The sequence below is a fragment of the uncultured Anaerobiospirillum sp. genome, from assembly GCF_902485895.1.
Lineage (GTDB): Bacteria > Pseudomonadota > Gammaproteobacteria > Enterobacterales > Succinivibrionaceae > Anaerobiospirillum > Anaerobiospirillum succiniciproducens.
Map to the genome: position 1 here is coordinate 30,613 of NZ_CABTML010000084.1, position 17,583 is coordinate 48,195.

The 17,583-nt window shown below is 43.6% G+C and carries 12 protein-coding genes; 10 read left to right on the forward strand and 2 right to left on the reverse strand.

Going from position 1 to position 17,583, the window contains the following annotated elements:
- Nucleotides 1-202 precede the first annotated feature (202 nt).
- The 9 genes from ribF (at nucleotide 203) to RDO37_RS06975 (ending at nucleotide 14,965) form a co-directional block, all read left to right on the forward strand.
- Nucleotides 203-1,135 (forward strand): bifunctional riboflavin kinase/FAD synthetase, encoded by a 933-nt coding sequence (ribF, locus tag RDO37_RS06935; protein ID WP_303074772.1) that lies wholly within the window; start codon nucleotides 203-205, stop codon nucleotides 1,133-1,135.
- Nucleotides 1,136-1,383: 248 nt separating this feature from the next.
- Nucleotides 1,384-4,221, forward strand: a complete 2,838-nt coding sequence (ileS, locus tag RDO37_RS06940) for an isoleucine--tRNA ligase (RefSeq protein WP_308498562.1) — start codon at nucleotides 1,384-1,386, stop codon at nucleotides 4,219-4,221.
- Between the two features lie 200 nt (nucleotides 4,222-4,421).
- Nucleotides 4,422-4,958: a signal peptidase II gene (gene lspA / locus RDO37_RS06945; protein ID WP_308498563.1), complete on the forward strand. Its 537-nt coding sequence runs from the start codon at nucleotides 4,422-4,424 to the stop codon at nucleotides 4,956-4,958.
- 488 nt (nucleotides 4,959-5,446) lie between these two features.
- The gene (gene ispH, locus RDO37_RS06950) at nucleotides 5,447-6,388 is read left to right on the forward strand and encodes a 4-hydroxy-3-methylbut-2-enyl diphosphate reductase (RefSeq protein WP_027940048.1); all 942 of its coding nucleotides are present in this window, start codon (nucleotides 5,447-5,449) and stop codon (nucleotides 6,386-6,388) included.
- A gap of 28 nt (nucleotides 6,389-6,416) precedes the next feature.
- A complete protein-coding gene (locus tag RDO37_RS06955; RefSeq protein ID WP_308498564.1) occupies nucleotides 6,417-6,875 on the forward strand; it encodes a VOC family protein in 459 nt (152 codons plus the stop codon).
- Nucleotides 6,876-7,208: 333 nt separating this feature from the next.
- Entirely contained in the window at nucleotides 7,209-8,801 is a 1,593-nt protein-coding gene (gene prfC, locus RDO37_RS06960; RefSeq protein WP_027940047.1) for a peptide chain release factor 3, read from the forward strand.
- Between the two features lie 1,135 nt (nucleotides 8,802-9,936).
- Complete coding sequence (locus RDO37_RS06965; protein ID WP_308498565.1) at nucleotides 9,937-12,729, forward strand: response regulator; 2,793 nt, start codon at nucleotides 9,937-9,939, stop codon at nucleotides 12,727-12,729.
- 126 nt (nucleotides 12,730-12,855) lie between these two features.
- Nucleotides 12,856-13,731: a TatD family hydrolase gene (locus RDO37_RS06970; RefSeq protein WP_308498566.1), complete on the forward strand. Its 876-nt coding sequence runs from the start codon at nucleotides 12,856-12,858 to the stop codon at nucleotides 13,729-13,731.
- A gap of 238 nt (nucleotides 13,732-13,969) precedes the next feature.
- Nucleotides 13,970-14,965, forward strand: a complete 996-nt coding sequence (locus RDO37_RS06975) for a flagellin (protein WP_308498567.1) — start codon at nucleotides 13,970-13,972, stop codon at nucleotides 14,963-14,965.
- A 73-nt stretch (nucleotides 14,966-15,038) separates the two neighbouring features.
- Here the strand turns inward: RDO37_RS06975 and RDO37_RS06980 are convergent, their stop codons facing one another.
- Nucleotides 15,039-15,680 carry a hypothetical protein gene (locus RDO37_RS06980; RefSeq protein ID WP_308498568.1) on the reverse strand — a complete coding sequence of 214 codons (642 nt, stop codon included), beginning with the start codon at nucleotides 15,678-15,680 and terminating at the stop codon, nucleotides 15,039-15,041.
- A gap of 570 nt (nucleotides 15,681-16,250) precedes the next feature.
- Here RDO37_RS06980 and serB point away from each other — a divergent pair.
- Entirely contained in the window at nucleotides 16,251-17,228 is a 978-nt protein-coding gene (gene serB / locus RDO37_RS06985; RefSeq protein ID WP_308498569.1) for a phosphoserine phosphatase SerB, read from the forward strand.
- Nucleotides 17,229-17,267: 39 nt separating this feature from the next.
- Here the strand turns inward: serB and RDO37_RS06990 are convergent, their stop codons facing one another.
- The gene (locus RDO37_RS06990) at nucleotides 17,268-17,540 is read right to left on the reverse strand and encodes a hypothetical protein (RefSeq protein ID WP_308498570.1); all 273 of its coding nucleotides are present in this window, start codon (nucleotides 17,538-17,540) and stop codon (nucleotides 17,268-17,270) included.
- Nucleotides 17,541-17,583: the final 43 nt, after the last annotated feature.

Here is a 17,583-nt window from a genome sequence, read left to right on the forward strand (position 1 = left end):
CCCGTAGCAATGCAAAAACAACTGCCCTTAGACAGATCTAAAGTATGTAGCAACCTGTAAAAGGTACTTATGATTTAGATTCTGCAGCGCTATTTAAGTAACGTTAATCTTAGTTGGTCTAATGAGTTACTTAAGTGCGTCAGGTAGTTTGCTTAACTAGATGTTGTTTGTAAGCTTGGATAAGGCTTAATAGGAAAGGATCATGCGTCTTTATCGTTGGTTGTCTGATTATCATGGCTCCGAAAGAGGAATTGCGCTAGCTATTGGCAATTTCGACGGCTTTCATATGGGCCATCAGGCCGTTATTGAACGCATGAAGCAAAAGGCCAAAGAACATAATCTTGAGACTGCAGTGATGATCTTCGAACCGCAGCCAATGGAGTTCTTTGGCAAAGAAGTGCCAGCTCGACTGTTCTCTGTACGCGATAAATTGCGTATGTTCCGTGCTGTCGGCATTGAAAACGTGTTCTGCATGAACTTCACTTACAAATTTGCAGATATGGATGATAAGCAGTTCACCTCAATGCTCTTTGATAAAATTGGCGTTAAGAGTGTTACTGTAGGATCTGACTTTAACTTTGGTCGTAGAGGTGCATATAACTTAGACGACCTGAAGCGTTGTGCTCAAGAGGCTGGCGTTGAATGCTCAGCTATCGAGAAAGTGGAGAATGATGGCAAACGCATCTCTTCAACCTTGCTGCGCTCTTTAGTTAAAGATGGCGACTTCTCAACTGTAACTAAGTATATGGGGCATGAGTACTCCATTGCAGGTCGTGTAGTTCACGGTAATGCAATTGGTCGTACCATAGGCTTTCCTACTGCTAACATCAATCTCAACCGCCGTGTATGCCCGCTTAAGGGTGTATATGCCGTCAAGATTACTCTTGAGGGTGCCGTTTACGATGGTGTGGCGAATGTAGGTTACCGCCCAACTATTTCAACACCGACACTTAATACTCTGCTTGAGGTTCATATCATCAACTTTACTGGCGATATCTACGGTAAAGAGATCGAAGTTACTTTTAGATACAAGATCCGCGATGAGATGAAGTTTGAGAGCTTAGATGCTTTAGTACAACAGATTAGTGCCGACAAAGAGCGTGCACTGACACTTTTAAGCCGCAAAGATACTTAACAGTATGGTTAAAGGTGATGTAGGCAAGCAAGAAAGCATTTCTTGCACTTTGGTCTACGCACTTTTAAATTAAAGCTTTATTGAGCGTAAGCTAGGTAGAGTACAGAGATTTTTAAGATTGCTTTGATCTCGAGTTATGGTTGTGAGTCAGCCTTTGTCCACTTAGTAAAAGTGAACAAAGGCTGGGGTCATACCCATAAGATTCAAAGTTTTTATGTTAATCGTTATTACAATTTAGGATGCTTCCAATGGCAGATTACAAGTCCACTTTAAATCTTCCTGAGACCGCATTCCCTATGCGCGGCGACTTAGCCAAGCGTGAGCCTCAGATGCTCAAGAACTGGGAAGAGCAGGATCTGTATAACAAGATTCGTAAGTCACGTGAGAACTGCGACACTTTCATTCTCCACGACGGCCCTCCATATGCCAACGGTAATATCCACATTGGCCACGCGATTAACAAGACTTTAAAAGACATTATTATTAAGGCCAAGACTCTTTCTGGCTTTGACTCACCTTATGTGCCTGGATGGGACTGCCATGGCCTGCCTATTGAGTTAAAGGTAGAAGGCGAGGTTGGCAAGCCAGGCGAAAAGATCGACGCAGCTCAGTTCCGTGAGGAGTGCCGTAAGTACGCTCATCGCCAAATCGACGCTCAGAAGAAAGACTTCAAGCGTTTAGGTATCTTTGGTGATTGGGACAATCCATACCTCACCATGAACTTCGATACCGAAGCTAACATTATCCGTGCTCTGGGTAAGGTTATTGAGAATGGTCACTTCATCTTAGGTTACAAGCCAGTTTACTGGTGTATGGACTGTCAGTCTGCTTTAGCTGAGGCTGAGGTTGAATACTACGACGTAACCTCTGATGCCATCTTCGTGCGCTTCTTAGCTGAGGATAAGGATGCCGTCTTAAAGGCATTTGGTACCGACGCTGGTGAAGGCGACGTAAGCTGCGTAATTTGGACCACCACTCCATGGACCTTACCTGCAAACCGTGCTATCTGCTTAAACGAAGGTCTTGAGTACTCCTTAGTTCAGGTTAAGGGCGAAAAGGCTGGTCGTTACATCATCGCTAGCGAGTTAGTTGAAGGTGTAATGAAGACCATTGGTATTGGCGAGGATGACTACTCTGTATTAGCCGTTTGCGCTGGTGCAGCATTAGAGAACCTGCGTTTCCACCACCCATTCTATGAGCTCACTGTTCCAGTAGTTTTAGGTAACCACGTTACCTTAGAGGCTGGTACTGGCTGCGTTCACACCGCTGGTGGCCACGGTCTTGACGACTACTATGTTTGCATGAAGTACAACCTTGAGATCTTCAACCCAGTAGGTCCAGATGGTTGCTTCCTGCCAAATACTCCTCTGTTTGCCGGCCTGAACGTATTCAAGGCTAACCCAGAGGTTATCAAGGTATTAGTTGAAAAGGGTGCTTTATTAAAGGCTGAGAAGATCACCCACAGCTACCCACACTGCTGGCGTCACAAGACCCCAGTTATCTTCCGTGCTACTCAGCAGTGGTTCATTACCATGGACGGTAATGGTCTGCGTAAGCGTGCACTTGAGGAGATCAAGGGTGTTCGTTGGATTCCTGCATGGGGCCAAAACCGTATTGAGGCAATGGTTACACAGCGTACTGACTGGTGTATTTCACGTCAGCGTACCTGGGGTATGCCATGTGCCGTCTTAGTTAACAAGGAAACTGGCAAGATCCACCCAAGAACTTCTGAGATCATCGAGAAGGTCGCTAAGGAAGTTGAAAAGAAGGGTATTCAGGCTTGGTGGGATCTTAAGGTTGAAGACTTAATTCCTGCTGAAGAGGCTTCTTTATACTACAAGGATCCAAACACCTTAGACGTATGGTTTGACTCTGGCTCAACCCACTTCTCAGTTACCGATCAGCGTCCTGAGTTCCGTGGTAAGACTGCAGATCTCTACCTTGAAGGTTCAGATCAGCACCGTGGCTGGTTCATGTCATCCTTAATGCTTTCTGTAGCCATGAAGGATAAGGCTCCATACCGTCAGGTTCTTACCCACGGCTTTACCGTGGATGAGAAGGGCCGCAAGATGTCCAAGTCCTTAGGCAACGTTATTGCTCCTCAGGAAATCTGGGACAAGATGGGTGCCGACGTGCTTCGTCTGTGGGTTGCTACTAACGACTACACTGGTGATATCGCTGTTTCTCAGGAAATCTTCAAGCGCTCATCCGATGCTTACCGTCGTATCCGTAACACCATCCGCTTCTTACTGGCAAACTTAAATGGTTTCGATCCAGAGCAGCACATGGTTAAGTTTGAGGACATGGTTGAGCTCGATAAGTGGGCCGTTTCCTTAGCTAAGAAGACCCAGGATAGCATCATTGCTGACTACGACAATTACGATTTCCACCTCGTAATCAAGTCATTAATGAAGTTCTGCTCTATTGAGCTTGGTTCTTTCTACCTCGACATCATTAAGGATCGTCAGTACACCGCTAAGACTGACTCTTTAGCACGTCGTTCATGCCAGAGCGCTCTGTACCTCATCGCTCAGTGCTTAGTACGTTGGATTTCTCCAATCCTTTCCTTCACCGCTCAAGAGGCTTGGGAAGCACTGCCTGGCAAGCATGACGAGTACGTCTTTACTGCCACTTGGTTTGAAGATGAGAACTTAAAGACCTTAGATGAGTCTTCTAAGTTCAACTCAGCATACTGGGAGCGTATCTTAGCTCTGCGTGACGAAGTTAACCGCGCCATCGAGAAGGTTCGTAACGAAGGTGTCGTTGGTGGTTCTTTAGAGGCTGAAGTTAAGATCTACGCTAAGGGCCAGGCTGCTGAAGACCTTAAGGCCTTAGGTGAAGAGTTACGCTTTGTGCTCATTACCTCCAAGGTAACCGTAGTTGAAGAGGATGCTCCAGAGGGTGCATTCACCGCTGATGTTAACTCACAGAAGGTTGCATTCGTGGTTACTAAGTCAGGTGCTGCTAAGTGTGAGCGTTGCTGGCACTATGAGGAAGGTGTTGGTTCTAATGCCGAGCACCCAACCCTCTGCCCACGCTGCATTGAGAACATCCTGCGCTTTGGTGAGAAGCGTCTGTTCGCTTAATTACAATATAGCTAAACAAGCAGCTTAACCTCATGTTTTTGCTGCCGCGTTTAGATGAGGCTTAACCTCAAAAGGGAGGCCACACTTAAGAATGATTCTTTGGTGTGGCCTCTTTTTTTGCTGTTTGCTATCATGGCAGCCATTCATTAGTCATTAAGCTAGTGAGACCTTATTAACTTTCTGTATAGCGAAGCATAGTTGTGTCAAAACATTCTCAGGCGATCTTCTCTAATCGAAGAGCGCGTAATGGTTCTGTATTCTTATTACTCAGTGTTGTAGTGATCATCCTCGATCAGATCACTAAGTATCTAACTGTAGAGAACATCGCATATAACACCCGTGGTATTGAGATCCTACCGTTTTTTAATCTCGTGCATGTCTATAACTACGGTGCAGCCTTTAGCATGTTTGCCTCTTGGGGTGGCGCACAGCGCTACTTCCTCTCAGGCATTGCCATTGTGATGACCTTAGTGTTCTTAGTCGTGCTGTTGCGCACTAAAGCAACTGCTAAGTGGCATTGCGTATCCTATGCTCTGTTTATTGGTGGCGCGGTAGGCAATCTTATCGACCGTCTCATGCATGGCTACGTTATCGATTTTTTACTTTTCTATCTGCAAGATAGCGATGGCAATATCACTTGGGCATATCCAGCTTTCAACGTAGCTGACATTGCCGTAGTCTGTGGTGCTGTATTGATGGTAATTCTGGCGATCTTTACTAAAGAGCCAAAAAAATAGTCACCAACGCTAAAGCAGCAAAGCGATATTCAGCAACGCTTAAGCAGCAAAACGATATATCGCAATACTAAAGCTGAACAGCGATATATCGCAATGCCAAAGCAGCAAAGCGATATTTAACAACGCGAAGCACTCTCGTCACGCTAACTTATCGCTAGCGACATACGAGCAAGAAATAAAGAGGCTAGGTTAACACCTGGCCTTTTTTTATTGTTGCCACCAAGCCTTTTGAAGACGCATAAATTTAGTCAATTAAGACTTGCTGCTAGCAAAATTGAAAACACCTTAGTTGAGGTGCACGTATTTATTTTTATGACACTATCTTTCATATAGAGCGCTTAACTCTTTACTTAAGAGGCTCATTGTTTTAGCCTTTTATGGCTACTTTTAGATAGCAGCTAGAAGTTTATCTGGTAGCCATTGTCATCACAGGTCTGCGCTGCTGATTTTGGCATTAGCAGACTTGCTTGTAACGTTAGGGGTTTTTTGTGAGCTTTAAGATTTTACTGGCTAGAACACGCGGTTTCTGTGCAGGTGTTGAGCGTGCTATCAATGTGGTTAACAAGGCACTTGAAAAGTACGGTACTCAAAAGGTTTATGTGCTGCATGAAGTAGTTCATAACAAGCACGTCGTAGCAGATTTAGCATCGCGTGGTGCTCACTTTGTTGATCACCTCTCTGAGATCCCAAATCCTGAAGATAAGGTTGTGATCTTCTCTGCTCACGGTGTGGGTATTAAGACTGTCAATGCCGCTGAGGCATTAAAGCTCGTAGTGATTGATGCTACTTGCCCATTAGTAAATCGTGTACATTTCAAGGTTGCCAAGGCCGCTGAGCAGGATAAGGAAGTTATTATCATTGGTCATGACGGTCACCAAGAAGTGCTTGGAACCGTTGGTCAGTACCAGGGCGATGACAGTAAGGTGCATGTGATCTTGACGCCTGATGATGTCTCTAAGCTCAAGTTATCATCTGACAAGGCTGTATTTGCCACTCAGACTACCTTATCTATCGATGAGACTGCTTTAACTGTAACTGCGCTTAAAGAGAAGTTCCCATTTATTGAAGGACCAAAGCGCGACGACACCTGCTTTGCTACTCAGCATCGCCAGGCCGCAGTTAAGACCTTAGCTGAGAAGTGCGATTTAGTAATCGTAGCTGGCTCTGAAAACAGCTCTAACTCCAAGCGTCTGAGCGAAGTTGCTCTTAGCATGGGCGTACGATCTTTCTTAATTGATGATTGCTCCAACATTACCGACGAAATGATCGCTGGTGCAACTCGTATTGGTATTACTGCAGGTGCTTCTGTACCTGAGCATATTGTTACTGAGATCATCGCCTTCTTAAAGAGCAAGGGCGGCGAGGATGAAGTTGAGCTCGTGGGTGATGAGCAAATCCACCGCGTGTTCCCGCTTCCTGACGGCATCTAATTAAATTTAACGCTTTGCAAGAGCGCCTATGAATATGTTAGGAAAAATTTATCATGTTGGATTAACTGTTTCCAATATGGATCGATCAATTAAATTTTATCAAAATGTTTTGGGTCTTAAATTGACAGGTGAGCTTCTTATGGAGGGCCCAGAAACAGATAGATTGTTTAAATGTGAAGGTTGCTCAGCTCGTGTAGCGTATTTAATTAGTGATGAGCAAATTGACGGTCCGCCTATAGAACTGATTGAGTTTAAAGGTGAGTTAGAAGGCGTAAATTGTAGTGAACTGTACAAGCCGTCAATTTCAGAAGTATGTTTTCTAGTAAAAGATATTTCAGAATTCTACAATCATCTTATTTCACATAATGTTGAATGCTTTTCTGAGCCTCAATTTTTTGATTTTTCATCTTTTGGGTTTGGTAAAAGTAAAGCCTTCTACTTTAGAGACCCAGACGGCATCATTTTAGAAGTGATGCAGGTACTGTAGTTAATTGTCTGAACATTGCGTTGCATTATGATATGGTGCCAAGTAGGTATAGCGTATAACTACTAGTCTTAGGAATGATTTTTAGCTGATATATAAGACTAGTCTGAATAGCTTAGTTACCTATTGGAGTATTGCTAGATCTTTAGTTTATATTGCAGCTATAGGCATTTGTGGCATATCTTTGGTCTTTAGAGTAAAATAAGTGGCTTTTACGGTGCCTTTGGGCACCACGGATTCTAATCATTCACTTAGCTATTGGATGAAGCAAGGCGCTAGGCGATAGTGGCCGTGTGCTTGATCCTTTGAGATTTGAGTGAAGAGACGGTTTGGGCTATGGCTGACAAAAACTTTTTGCAAGAGGTCTCTAAGAGACGTACTTTTGCCATTATTTCCCACCCGGATGCGGGTAAAACAACCATTACTGAGAAGGTGCTCTTATTCGGTAGCGTAATTCAGCGTGCCGGTGAAGTTAAGGGTCGTGGCTCAACAGGTTCGTTTGCCAAGTCAGACTGGATGGCCATGGAAAAAGAGCGTGGCATCTCCGTCTCCACTTCCGTAATGCAGTTCCCGTACAACGGCTGTATCGTTAACCTCTTAGATACTCCAGGCCACGAAGACTTCTCTGAAGATACTTATCGTGTGCTTACTGCAGTTGACTCCTGCTTAATGGTGATCGACGCAGCTAAGGGTGTTGAGGATCGTACTCGTAAGCTTATGGAAGTTACCCGTCTGCGCGATACTCCGATCTTAACCTTCATGAACAAGCTCGATCGTGAGACTCGTAATCCATTAGAGCTTTTAGATGAAGTTGAGTCTGAGCTTAAGATCCTGTGCGCACCAGTTACTTGGCCTATTGGTTCTGGTAAGTCATTTAAGGGTATTTACCACATCCTGCGTGATGAGGTTATTCTCTATCAATCAGGTCAGGGCTTCCACATTCAAGAGCGTCGTACTATCAAGGGCATTGATAATCCTGAGGTCGATGCGGCAGTGGGTGAGGATTTCGCTAAAGAACTGCGTGAGAGCATGGAGCTTATCTCCATGGCCTCAAATAGCTTTGATTTAGAGGCTTTCTTAGCAGGTGAACTCACTCCTGTATTCTTCGGTACTGCTTTAGGTAACTTCGGTGTTGATTGCATGCTCGACGGTTTAACCGAGTGGGCACCAACTCCACTGTCACGCAAGGCAGATAGCCGTGAGGTTAAGGCTCAAGAAGAGAAACTGTCAGGCTTTATCTTTAAGATTCAGGCCAATATGGATCCTAAGCACCGTGACCGTATTGCGTTCATGCGCTTAGTATCTGGTGAGTATCGCAAGGGCATGAAGATGCGTCATGTACGTATCGGTCGTGATGTGCAGATCTCTGATGCTGTTACCTTCCTTGCTGGTGAGCGTGATATTGCCTCTGAGGCTGTTGCTGGTGACATTATCGGTATTCATAACCACGGTACTATTCAGATTGGTGATACCTTTACTGAGGGTGAAGAGCTTCACTTTAGCGGTATTCCAAACTTTGCTCCTGAACTGTTTAGACGTATTCGTCTGCGCGATCCGCTCAAGCAAAAGCAGCTTTTAAAGGGCTTAGTACAGTTATCTGAGGAAGGTGCCGTACAGGTATTCCGTCCACTCATTAACAACGACCTCATCGTAGGCGCTGTCGGTGTACTGCAGTTTGACGTGGTGGTATCTCGTCTTAAGAATGAGTACAACGTTGATGCAGGCTATGAGAACGTAGCTGTTACTACCGCTCGCTGGATTAGCTCTGATGACAATAAGGCCTTAGAAGAGTTCAAAGATAAGGTTCCAACCTACTTAGCATTAGACGGTGGTGATAACCTTACTTACCTTGCTACATCAGGTGTTAACCTCAATCTTGCGATGGAGCGTTATCCAAAGATTCGCTTTGCCGCAACTCGCGAGCACTAATACAAAGGACTTAACCTAGGGGCGTCACTCGAAAAAGGACTTAACCTACGGGCGTCACTCGAAAAAGGACTTAATCTACGAGCGCCACTCAGATATGGACTCAAATTATGAGGCCTCATTAAGATAATGAACGTAGTGGCGCTTAGTAGAAGACTTTTTGACGCTCTGATATATCAGGCTTTAGTGAAATAAGTTCCAACAGACAGAACTATTTTGGTGCATACCTCTAGACTATGTTTGTAATCTAGATTTTTTGTAAATTAAGTTGGCAGAATTTATTTTTTGGTATATCTAGCTGTCAAAGCTCATGCAATATCAAAATGGCTATTTGCGTATGTAAGTTTTGATGTCTTCGATAACTCTAGATGCCATATTTACCCCGTTTGCCTGTATCTAGGCAACGGGGTTTTTGTTTTTTAAGTCTTAGCAAAACGCCATAATCAAGATAAGTATCTTATTGCTGATGTGCCATTATACGAAAGCTGTCAACATTTACGTTTGAGTAAAGTGCTACAATCGATCTTAGTTTTATACAAACTACATTCAGTTTGTCATCGATTACATCAGTTGTTACAAGTAACCATGACACCATCATTTTTTGTAGCAGTTGGTGGGCTTAATATGCACGTCGCTTTGAGTCTAATTTCAAGCTGACATATTAGTGATGAGCTAGAGCAAGGTTAGCTCAGGCACTGCCCCTGGCACTTAACACCGGGTGATTTTGAGCACAACAGCTTAAATGTGCATGCTTTGCTGCATAGAGATTGCATTTAGTTTTCATAGTGCAAAGTTACTGTACTCAGCAAGTCTAAACGTCATTGTGTGGGCTTGTATAAACCACGCGCTTAGATATATGAGTACTGTAACCATTGCTCAGTGCCACAGTATGCACGCTGCAGCTTCTGCTTGTTAGAACGATTTTGTAGTCGCATTGATTTATAAGTTAAAGGTAGTAGATTGCTTTTGAGCAGCTACTCATAGTTTTCTCTTCTCAAGATACTGAGATCGGTTAAGGAATGCTGTTAGTAGCATTTGCAACGTTGGTTTCATTTCTTAACAGTTTGGATCTTGTCGGCAAGACTTGTTGTTGGCCTACATCAAGTCAGAGAGCGTCAGCACAGATTAAGGTTTTACTATGAAAAGCCGAGTCGTAAAGATATTCATGGTGCGATTTTTCATCGTACTAGTGACTTTATTTTATCTGTATGCAGGATATCTCTATCAGACTATTGAGTCTCGAAAGAACATTGCCCGTACAACTGCTTCTGAGGCCTTGCAGCAGTTTGAGATGATTCTTGACGGTCTTATTGAAAAGACCAATATGATCGAAAGCTACATTCACTATCTTGGTGATGATCAGATGCGCATCATGTTCAAGGATCATGAGCCGTATACCTTCTACAAAGAGTTCAACATGCTCTCTGCCATGTTGTACGACTCTGCAGCGATCAAAGCTTTTCAAATTGCGCCAAACGGCGTCGTTACTTTTTGCTACCCAATAGACGGTAATGAGGAAGTAATCGGCTATGACATTTTGCATGATGAGGCCTTAGGCGATGGACCACAGCTATCCGTTAGTGCTGGCCTTTTAGATATTGATGGCCCAGTTGCGTTAAGACAAGGTGGCACCGGTCTTATCGTGCGTAATCCTGTCTTCTATAAAAACGGTGAGTTCTGGGGCTTTGCCACCATTGTGCTGTCTTTACCTGATGTTATTGAACCTTTTGGCTTTAATGATCTTGCACGTAAAGGCTATCAGTTTATTTTGGAGGTGGAGTCTGATAAGCGCCATGAGGTAATTGCTGACAATATCGATAAAGATAAGCTAGATGATGCCGTCGAAGTAACTAAAATGATTGCTGGACGTAAGGCAACTTTACGTCTTGCTCCAGATAGCAGCTGGTTTGTCCTATCTAAAGCTTGGTACCAAATTGCTTTCTTCTTGGTGCTCTCTTTATTTATTTCTTATCTGTTAACCCGTAACAAGGTTTCCTCATTGCGCATTGTTGAGGCTTTAGAGAACGAGAAGAATCTAAGAAAGATCACCGCACAAGCTTACCATGAGGCAGAGCAAGCTAATACAGCTAAATCAGACTTCTTAAGTGCCATGAGTCATGATTTGCGTACTCCAATGAACGCGATCGTGGGTCTGTGTATTTTGCTTGAGCGCGAGGCTAATAATCCGCAAAAAGTACTTGATTATGTACGTAAGCTTAAAGGCTCATCGCATCATTTACTTGGCCTTATCAATGACATCTTAGATATGTCAAAAATTGAAAGCGGTAAGGTCGCTTTAAATGTACGTGAGTTCTCGATCGCTACTTTAATTGACAACATTAATAATATTGTTAGACCTCAAGCTAATGATCGCGAGCAAGTCTTTGAGATCTTTGTCGAGGGCATTGAGCATGAGTTCCTCATTGCCGATGATCTACGCTTAAATCAGATTATTTTAAATCTCTTATCTAACGCCATTAAGTACACTCATAATGGTGGCCGTATCTCGCTTAAGGTAACTGAGCATAAGATGCGTTCTCCATCCATTGCCATGTTCGAGTTTGAAATTACCGATAATGGTATGGGTATGTCTCAAGAGTTCTTAAAGCATGTCTTTGAGCCTTTCGTGCGCTCTAAGGATGTTCAGGGAACTGCAATTCAAGGTACAGGATTGGGTATGGCAATTACCCACAATCTCATCAAGTTGATGGGCGGTACCGTTGAGATTCACTCAGCTGTTGGTGAGGGTACTAGAGTTAATGTCAGACTGCCAATGAAGGTTAGAATCGAAGCATTACATGACTCGATCTTCTTTAAGCAGCTGGGTATTCAAAATATCCTTTTAATCGATGATGATGCCGATGCTGGCTCCTCAGTCACTACCATTATGGCTGAGGCTGGTGTAAAGGTCGTTCATGCTTTTAATGAACAAGAAGCCTTTGAAAAACTCAAAGCAGCCAAAGCAAAAGGCGAGGATATTAACCTCATTCTGCTCGATTTAAAGCTAGGAGAGCAAAATGGCATTGATGTAGCTAAGGCTCTTAAAGACAGTGAGTTTAGCGACATCTTAGTCATTTTACTTACTGCATTTGATTACGATGATGTAGAGCTTGATGCTATTGAAAATGGCGTGGCGGGATTCATCCGTAAGCCATTGTTCTTAAGCAACTTAAAGCCAACACTTGAGAGTATCTACGGTCATAAGAGTTCCGATAGCTCGAGCGAGTGCGAGTGTTGTTTTAAGGGCTTACATATACTTGCAGCTGAGGATAATGAGCTCAACTCAGAGATCTTGATAGATATTCTAAGCATGCAGGGTGCAACTTGCGACGTATGCGTCAATGGTAAGGAGATCGCCGAAAAGTTTGAGACTACTAATCCTGGTGATTACGATCTCATCTTAATGGATGTGCAAATGCCTGTGCTCAATGGCCTTGAAGCAACGAAGTTAATCCGTGCCTCAAGCCGGCCACATGCTAAGACCATCCCAATCATTGCCATGACTGCCAATGCATTCTCTGATGATATCAAAGCATCCATTGATGCAGGTATGAACTACCACATCTCTAAGCCAATCGATATTAAGGTGCTTGAACAGACCATTCGCAAGCTTAATCTGCGCCCTCGCGCTGCCGCGTCAGCACCAGATGCTAACGCAGCAGCCGTTGCCACAGCAGACACCAATGCATCAACCGTCGCTGTTGCAGCAGATGCCAATGCCGCTGCCGCTGCGTCCGATGGTGCTGCCGTCAATGCGTCTGCCGCTGCCGCAGCGTCTGATGATGCTGCAGCCAATGCATCTGCCGCTGCCAGCGCACAAGCAGTATCACTAGATGCAGAGTCTGTTGCTGCTGCAGAAAATGTTGTAACTCCGAGCAATGCTACTGAAGGCGAAGCTACTTCAGGCGCAGACAACCATGGCGCTAAGTAGATAGGCCATTCTATCTTTATGCTTATGTAGGGCTAGGGTACGTGCCTAGCTCTATGTAAGTCCATCCTGTTAAGCCACAGTGCAGCCATCGCAGTTGCACAGTGGAATCAATCTAGTCGTACTTTAATGTCACAGCGCTGTTTCAATAAGCAAGATACGCATTGCCATCTGCTCTTAGGTCTTAAAGAACTTGATCTTAGTGCTCATTCACGTCTAAATTGCGCACAAGAAGCTATTGATGCAGCAGCTCAAGATCAAAACTTGCCTCAAGTGCTCAGCACAGATGCACTTGCTAGCGATGCTATTTCAAGGCGAATTAACTCCTTTCTTAAGAGCGATATAGATTGCTTTTATTGCTTTAGTACTTGTTATAAAGATGCCAAAGCCTGTTATGAGGTGCTTGAATACTATAGTAAGAAAATAGAAACAGCCAATAAAACCATCTATTTAGGCCTAGGGCTGCATCCTTTTAATGTGAATGCTGAGTACATAATTGAGCTTAATGCATTAGAGATCTTAATTGAGCGTATCCAAAATCATAGGCCAGATATAATGCCAGTGCTCGGCGAGATAGGCCTTGATAAACGTATTGAAGTGCCATTGCAGCTGCAGCTTAAGTGCCTTAAGGACTTTATTGCCAAGACTCAAGCCTACAAAAAGCCGTACTCTTTTCATTGTGTGCGGGCGCAAAATGAGTTAGATGCTTTGATCTCAAGCTTTGGTAAAGACTATCTTGAGGTCATTATTCATGGCTTTAATGGCTCTTATGGCTCTGCCCTGTCATGCCTTAACAAAGGCTATAAACTTGGCTTAGGCAGTAGTCTGTTAGGTGAGCAAAATGCATCTAAATTTGCCAAGATCATTAAGGATGCTTACATAAAAGGCCTACAAAGCACGCATCTGCTATTAGAGTCAGACTTTGATGGCAGCAAGACTCAAGATTACGATGCCACCCTCCTACCTAAGCTTGAGCACCAACTACAAAGCCTAACTAATATCTAAGATCGAGCTCTTAGTACAAAGTCTCATGGCCAATTAAGTTGCCACTCTTAGCTTCACTCACAGTATGAACCATAAAGTTCATGCTTCAATCTAAGCAACATCAAGGCTCAGACTCTATGTTCTGCTTATGCAGCGTCGGCATAAGGATTGCAGCGTTAAACTTCGCTGTTAATTGCCTTAAATAAGGCATTAGTACCTTAGATAGTCTCTAGATAAGTGCTTGAGATAGGAGAGAGAAATGGCCTTATATGTGAATACCAATGTGAGCTCGCTTAATGCACAGCGCAAGCTCGCTAATGCTACTCTGGCGCTTAATACCTCGTTCCAGAGACTCTCCTCAGGTCTTCGTATCAACAGTGCCAAGGACGATGCTGCAGGTCTGCAGATCGCCAATCGTCTCACATCCCAAATCAATGGACTTATACAAGGCAACCGTAACGCTAATGACGGTATTGCGCTATGTCAGACTATTGAAGGAGCATTAGACGAAACCACCAACATGATGCAGCGTATCCGTACTCTTGCGGTACAGGCTGCTAACGGTACTAACACAGCAAAAGATCGTCAGGCGCTCCAAGAAGAAGTTAAGTCTCTGTCTCACGAGATCACCCGTATTGCTCAAAAGACCACCTTTGCAGGCGCATCCGTGCTCGATGGCGGTACTGCTCCTAATAACCTCATGCGTCAAGTTGCCGGTACTCAAGGCAATAATGCAAAATATGAGTACTTCTTTCAGGTAGGCGCGAACGCCAACGACGAGCTCACCTTAGAGTGCGGTGCTTTTACCATGCCTGGTATCATGGCGATGGTTAACGCAGGTAGAGCGCAGAATGCCCAAATGAAAATTGGCGATACTGAGGCTGATGCAGGTAAAAACGATCATTTTGGTTTAGCAAAAAGTGCTGCTAATGCTGATGTATCAACTGCATATTGGGTGGTATCTACTCCATCAGCTGCGCAGAATACCTTAAAGTTTATTGATGAGTTTATTGCTGCAGTTGATTCTAAGCGTGCTGCGCTTGGTGCTTTGCAAAATCGTATGGAATCAACTATCCGTAATCAAAGCTCCATTGCTGAAAATCAATCTGATGCACGTAGCCGTATTCGTGATACTGACTTTGCTGCTGAAACTGCAGCGCTGACTCAAAATCAGATCATACAGCAAGCCTCGCAGACTATCTTAATGCAGGCCAATCAGCGTCCTACCGTAGCTTTAGGCTTACTTGGCCGCTAACGCGATATACCCATAATAATCTATGAAAAAAGGCAGCTTTAAGCTGCCTTTTTTAATCTAAGCTTGGTGCGGTTTAGACCTTTTGAGGGATATCTCTAAGCCAGCACTGAAACTTAGTTTGAGTGTAGGTTGAGCTGCTTAGATTAAAGAAACCTTCAAGCAGTTCACGAATCGGATAGTGATCCTCAGGCACATAGTTAAGATAGGTATAGCCAAGCTTCTTACCATGTAGCTCGGTATAGCTCTCATAGACGATTTGCTTATCATCCACCATGTATTCTTCAGTTACGCATCCGTCTTTGAAGTGTGTAACGTAGGTGTAGGTGCTATACGGGATACCATCGGGCGTAAATGGGAAGAGGTAGCGATGGTTGTTAACATGATGAGCCTGATAGATGCACTCAAGATAGCCATTCTTGTAGCTTTCAATCTGCAGAATGTCATCATCTTCATTGCGGATAAGACGTAAATAGTTCTTAGCGCCAGCGCGGAGTTTTTTGGCCTCTTTAAGGCCTTTCTCTTTGCGGCTTAGAAGATCTTTATAGCCCTCTTTAATACCTAAATAGGTTGTGCCGCGAGTGCTGATGTATGAGATTTTGCAGTTAGAGATATCAAGCTGAAGAAATCTAAACATCTGCCTTTGGGCAAGGGCAAGTGACATGATTGAGTCAAGGTAGGCAACATCTACATCATAGGTGGCAATTTCAGCGCTCATGAATCTCACTTCCATCAGTATTACTAACTAGACAGCCAATAGCAAAGCTGGAGTTTCAGACTTGTGGGCGTGTTGCTTTGATCCTTGCAAAAGGAGCGCATCGTCAGAGAGTTGCTCATGTTTCAAGAATCAAGAATCGCAATCTAACACATAGACAAAATTTTGAGTGACATTTTCAACGCTAGACGCGTTAAAAGGCTTATATATCTATAATCGTTATCTTTTTGCTTAAGTTTAGTGATAAATATAAAGAGCTATGACTCAAATATGCTCTTAGAAAAAGTGCTATGTTAAGTTTTGAGCGGTGATTGCAAACTAGATCGCGATACTTATAACTTAGCTCTAGCTAAGTACAGCACTTTCACACCAGGCTCTCATTTACTGCTCCTGTGAGCAATAAGTTTTAGAATGCGTTAAAATTGTGATTTTTAACTCATTGTTTTTGCTTGGGCTGTTAAGAAATGTTGCTATGTTCATATTTATGTCGACATAGTTAATTACACTAGCTAAGCTTTAACATCAATCACAACCATCAAAACCATTCATGCTTAGAGACATTAGGAGGAGTCTATGTTCAGAGAGTTGTTTTTCATTTTCAAGTCTGAAAAAGATGTAAGTCAGTCTCAGCTGCAGCGCATTGATTCTTTAGGCGCTGAGCATACTCAGGTGGTGAGCAAAGTACTGTTTATGGCAGGTACTTCTTTAGCTGATTGCTCCTCTATCTTTACTTTAGATAAGGCTCATGGCTTTGAATACGCTCTGATTAGACTTGCAAATGATGTCTCTGAAGAGATCGAAAAGCAGATTAAGCATGAGGTTGTTTATGGCTCTTTAAAGGGTGTCTGTGATGTCTTCTTCTCTGAGGCATTCCCTTGTTTTAATGAAACCCACAAGCAAAGCGGTGCTTTAGTCATGGATATGGATATGACTTCAGTACAGATCGAAGGTATTGATGAGATCGCTCGTTGCTTAGGCGTTTATGACAAGGTAGCAGAGATTACCTTCGAGGCTATGAATGGCAAGCTAGATTTCAATCAGTCTTTAACTCGTCGTGTAGCTCTGCTAGAAGGAGGGGATGCCGATAATACTTTAGCTAAAGTAAAAGAGATCATGGTTGAAACTGACGGTCTTAGCTCTTTACTCACATACTGCAATACCTTAAAACCAGACTATGGTTTTAAGACCTGTATCGCCTCTGGTGGTTTCCTTGAGTTAATTTGCGTACTCGAAGAGAAGTACGGTCTTGATCGTGTCAAAGCCAATCGTTTTGAGATTAAAGATGGCAAGTTCACAGGCCATACTGTTGGCGAGATCGTTAATGGTGAGGGTAAGGCTGCTTTAATCGTGGAGCTTAAGGAGTCAGGCATTAATAAGAACAACATCATCTCTTTAGGCGATGGTGCTAATGACCTGTTAATGATGTCTGAGGCCGGACTCGGTATTGCATACCATGCTAAGCCAAAGGTTCAAGAGCAGGCCCGCAATGCTATGAACGTTGGCGATCTGTCATCTGTCAGCGCTCTTATGCAAATGACTAATAAGATCTAATTGAAATTAATTTAAACTCCTAACAAGCTTAGTAGCATTTCATTTACTAAGTATTGCTTTGAAAAAGTCCTCATCAGCCTTGCGCTTATGGGGATTTTTTGCGCCTGGTTTGGCTTTGAATTTTTGGGGCTTTTCGTGCCTTGTTTGGCTTTGTTTTTTGGGGCTTTTCGTGCCTTGTTTGGCTTTGTTTTTTGGGGCTTTTTGTTCCTTAATAGCTGCTTGGTTGATGGGGATTTTTGTGCCTTGATAGCTGCTTGGGTGATGGGGTTTTTGTGTTTTAGGCTGTCGATAGAGACAAAAAAAAGGCTGCACGATGGCAGCCTCTTTTGGTACGCATAAGTACGTACTTGAAATT